The following is a 3,807-nucleotide window of genomic DNA, read 5'->3' on the forward strand; positions in this document are numbered from 1 at the left end:
CCCCCCCCCCCCCCCCCCCCCCCCCCCCCCCCCCCCCCCCCCCCCCCCCCCCTCCCAAACAAAACCCCCCCCCCCAGATTAGCGAGTGTCTCGTGGGCTCGGAGATGTGTATAAGAGACAGGCGGTGAGGGGCGGTGCGGGTGGGAAAGGGGGTGGGGGCTACTGGGTGGCGGTCACGCTGTAGGTGACGGAGACTCCGGGGGTCTTCACGCCTACGGTGTAGGTGCCGTTGCTGTAGACGGCGGCCTTGTCGGTCGCGCCGGACTGGACCTTGTAGCCCTTGCCCTCGAGGGCGGACTTCGCGTCGGCGAAGCCGGTCTTGCCGGACGGCTGGACCGTGACCGACCAGCCGTTCACCTTGTCGCCCCGCGCCACGACGATGGTGCCGTCGATGATCGGGACGTCGTTCTTGGGGAAGTCGGAGGGCAGTGTCTCCGACGTGGCTCCCTCGGAGGACCCGCCCGAGGACGAGGACGAGGACGAGGACGAGGACGATGAGGACGCGGTCTGCGGTGTGACGTAATTGGAGTTGCCATTGCTGGAGCAGGCCGCCAGCGAGCCGATGGTGAGGGCTGCCACGATGGCAGCCGGGACGAACGGATTACGTGAGCGCATATGGATTCCTAGTGCTGTATGAGGTGCGGTTTCGCAACACAGCAGCCTACCTGCGCAGTCCAGGCTCGCCTAGTCCTCTCCGCTGAGGGCAGACCGGCCCGCAGGGCGCCGGGCCCGCTGGCCCGCGCGCTCAGCCGAGCAGCAGCGAGCTCAGCTGATCGGCCGAGTGGACGACGGCGATCGCGCCGGCCGCCTCAGCGGGCGAGCCGTAGCCCCACTCCACGAGGATGGTCGGCAGGCCGTGCGCGCTCGCGCCCTCGACGTCGTACGCGCGGTCTCCCACCATGACGGTGTGCCCGAGGTCGATGCCGAGCTCCTCCAGGCGGCGCAGGGCCTCCGCCACCACATCCGCCTTGGCGCTGCGGCTCTCGTCCTCTGTCGCGCCGCTGATGACGTCGAAGTACTGGGCGAGGTCGAAGTGCTCGAGGATCTGCGTCGCCTGGATCTCCGGCTTGCTGGTGGCCAGGGCGAGCGGGATGCCGGCCGCGTGGAGGCGCTGCAGCAGTCCCCGGATGCCGGGGAAGACGGCGGAGTCGAGCGCGCCGTGCTGCGCATAGTCGGCGCGGTAGACGGCGAGGGCTTCGCGAGCCGCCGGCTCCGTCATCCCGCCGAAGTCCCGCAGGGAATCCAGCAGCGGCGGCCCGACGTACTGGATGAGCTGGGCCGGGGAGGGGACGGGTCGCCCGAGCGCTGCGAACATGCGCGCGAGCGATGAGGTGATGCCGGGGGCGGAGTCGGTGAGGGTGCCGTCGAGGTCGAACAGGACGCAGGTCCAGGTGCGAGTGACGGTGATGATCGGGTTGGTCATGGCTGTCCTATGGTATGTGACGTATCTGAGTCGGCGCTCAGCGGCCGCCGAGAGCGGATTCGATGTGCGAGCGTGCGACCACCATCGTGTGCTCGGCGCCGGGGTCGAACTGAACGGCGACGAAGTCGGCGGTACGGATGAAGCCGAGCGCCTCGAGGGCCGGCACGATGACGGCCTGCACCGGTGTCCCCTCGCCGCCGGCGGTCTGCGCGACAGCCGCGCGCAGCGCATCCATCGACGTGAAGAGCGGCAGCACCGCCTCGCCGGTGGTGGAGCTGATCGTGCGCAGGCGTGTGTCGTCCGGGGTCGAGCCGGTCACATCCACGACCAGTCCGCCCTGCGTCGCGGCGGCGAGCAGCGCATCCAGATTCTCGAGGGTGGGCTCCACCGTGATCACGGCGAGCGCCTTCCGCACCGGCGCGTTCTCGTAGCTCTGCGGGAAGCGACCCCTCGGGCCCGCCATCAGAACAGCCTGCTCTCGCTGTCGTCCAGCCCGCGCATCGCGTCGTAGTCGAGTACCAGGCAGCGGATGCCGCGGTCCTCGGCGAGCGTGCGGGCCTGCGGCTTGATCTCCTGAGCCGCGAAGATGCCGCTCACGGGGGCGAGGTGCGGGTCGCGGTTCATCAGCTCGAGGTAGCGCGTCAGCTGCTCGACGCCGTCGATGTCGCCGCGGCGCTTGAGCTCGACGGCCACGGCGGCGCCCCCTGCATCCCGGGCCAGGATGTCGACCGGACCGATTGCGGTCATGTACTCGCGGCGGACGAGCACGTGCCCGTCGCCGAGGAGGTGGATCTGCTCGGCCAGCAGCTTCTGCAGGTGCGCCTCCACGCCGTCCTTCTGCAGCCCGGGGTCGATTCCGAGGTCGTGCGCGGTGTCGCTGAGGATCTCGTGGATGGACACCACGAGCATGTCGGCCGTCTTGGCCTGGGTGACGCGCCAGACCTCACGGATGCCGGCGGCGCGCTGCAGGTCGTCGGGCTCGTCCACCGTCAGGGTGCAGGGTGGGCTCATCCAGTTCAGCGGCTTGTACGAGCCGCCGTCCGAGTGGACCAGGAGGCTGCCGTCGGCCTTCAGCATGAGCAGGCGAGTGGCCTGCGGAAGGTGTGCGCTGAGCCGGCCGGCGTAGTCCACGGAGCAGTTGGCAATGACAAGGCGCACCGGAACATCCTACGGCGAGGCGGGTGGGTGGTAAGGATGGACGCATGACCCGTCACCTCCTCATCGGTACGTACACCGAGCGCCTCCCGTTCGTCGACGGTCATTCCGACGGACTGCTCTCGGCCCGGTTCGACGGAACGGCGGTGACGGAGGTCGCGCTCGCCGTCGGCGCCGGGGGCGCCGGGGGCCCCGCCAACCCGTCCTGGGTGGCGGTCGCGCCGGATGGGGCGGCCGCGTACGCGGTCAGCGAGACGGAGCCCGACGGTGCGGTCGTGGCGTTCGCGCGGGCGGAGGACGGGACGCTGACCGAGCTCGGATCGGTGTCGAGCGGTGGTGCGTCGCCGGCTCACCTGGTGGTGCATCCCTCCCGGCCGCTGCTGATCACGGGCACCTACGGGAGCGGGACCGTCTCGGTGTTCGCTCTGAACGACGACGGGTCGATCGGGGAGCGGACGGCCTTCGTGCAGCACGAGGGCCGGGGCCCGGAGCCGTCGCGCCAGGACGCGCCGCACGTCCACCAGCTGAACGTGGATCCGGTGAGCGGAGATGTCGTGGTCGTCGACCTCGGGCTCGGCGAGGTGCGCTGGTACGCCCTCTCGGACGACGGGCGGCTGAGCCTGCGGCCGGAGGCGACCGTGGTGCTCGGGTCCGCCGGGCCGCGGCACCTCGCCTTCCTCCCGGACGGCCGGCACGTGGTCGTCGTCAACGAGCTGGACTCCAGCATCGACGTGCTCCGGAGGGACGGCGACCGGTTCGTGCGGGCGCAGAGCACCACGACACGCGCGGACGGCGCGCGCGGGGACAATGCGCCGGCGGCGGTCTGCGTCAGCGCGTCCGGTACCACCGTGCTGGCCAGCAACCGCGGGGACGACACGATCGCCGTGTTCGGATTCGAACCGGAGGCGTCGCGGCTCACGCTCGTCGCCTCCATCCCGGTGGGCGGACGGACGCCGCGCGACCTCGTGATCGCGCCCGGCGGCGACCGGGTGCTCGCCGCCTGCCAGGACAGCGACGTCGTGACCGTGTTCGCCTTCGACGAGACGTCGCGCACGCTCACCCCGCTCGGCGCATCCGCCGTGCCCACCCCCGTCTGCCTGGCCTTCGCCTGACCTGCGCCCCGCCCCCCACCGTCGAGTCCGCACAGATTGCACGCTCGCCCGGCGTGTCGCGTGCAGTCTTTGCGTACTCGCTGTCTCTTATACACATCTGACGCTGCCGACGACGGA

Annotated in this window: 5 protein-coding genes; 1 reads left to right on the forward strand and 4 read right to left on the reverse strand. The window is 70.9% G+C overall.

Translation table 11 applies throughout. From position 1 onward, the window contains the following. Window positions 1–159: 159 nt before the first annotated feature. From ACPYOG_RS18780 to nucS, 4 genes are all read right to left on the reverse strand, one after another. Window positions 160–615 (reverse strand): hypothetical protein, encoded by a 456-nt coding sequence (locus ACPYOG_RS18780; RefSeq protein ID WP_481295662.1) that lies wholly within the window; start codon window positions 613–615, stop codon window positions 160–162. Window positions 616–745: 130 nt separating this feature from the next. Further along, window positions 746–1,423, reverse strand: a complete 678-nt coding sequence (locus ACPYOG_RS18785) for an HAD family hydrolase (RefSeq protein ID WP_090035435.1) — start codon at window positions 1,421–1,423, stop codon at window positions 746–748. A 37-nt stretch (window positions 1,424–1,460) separates the two neighbouring features. Beyond that, the gene (locus ACPYOG_RS18790) at window positions 1,461–1,886 is read right to left on the reverse strand and encodes an SseB family protein (protein WP_481295663.1); all 426 of its coding nucleotides are present in this window, start codon (window positions 1,884–1,886) and stop codon (window positions 1,461–1,463) included. Continuing rightward, window positions 1,886–2,581 carry an endonuclease NucS gene (gene nucS, locus ACPYOG_RS18795; protein ID WP_481295664.1) on the reverse strand — a complete coding sequence of 232 codons (696 nt, stop codon included), beginning with the start codon at window positions 2,579–2,581 and terminating at the stop codon, window positions 1,886–1,888. The genes ACPYOG_RS18790 and nucS overlap by 1 nt, the downstream gene beginning before the upstream one ends. 44 nt (window positions 2,582–2,625) lie before the next feature. Between nucS and ACPYOG_RS18800 the strand changes: the two genes are divergently transcribed. Further along, the gene (locus ACPYOG_RS18800) at window positions 2,626–3,690 is read left to right on the forward strand and encodes a lactonase family protein (protein WP_481295665.1); all 1,065 of its coding nucleotides are present in this window, start codon (window positions 2,626–2,628) and stop codon (window positions 3,688–3,690) included. Window positions 3,691–3,807 lie beyond the last annotated feature (117 nt).

The sequence above is a fragment of the Leifsonia sp. HAY1-4F genome (assembly GCF_056755275.1).

Excerpts from the sequence above, each read along its gene's own strand:
- ACPYOG_RS18790 (WP_481295663.1), bottom strand. The coding sequence starts at position 1,886 with ATGGCGGGCCCGAGGGGTCGCTTCCCGCAGAGCTACGAGAACGCGCCG.
- ACPYOG_RS18785 (WP_090035435.1), bottom strand. The coding sequence starts at position 1,423 with ATGACCAACCCGATCATCACCGTCACTCGCACCTGGACCTGCGTCCTG.
- ACPYOG_RS18800 (WP_481295665.1), top strand. The coding sequence starts at position 2,626 with ATGACCCGTCACCTCCTCATCGGTACGTACACCGAGCGCCTCCCGTTC.
- ACPYOG_RS18780 (WP_481295662.1), bottom strand. The coding sequence starts at position 615 with ATGCGCTCACGTAATCCGTTCGTCCCGGCTGCCATCGTGGCAGCCCTC.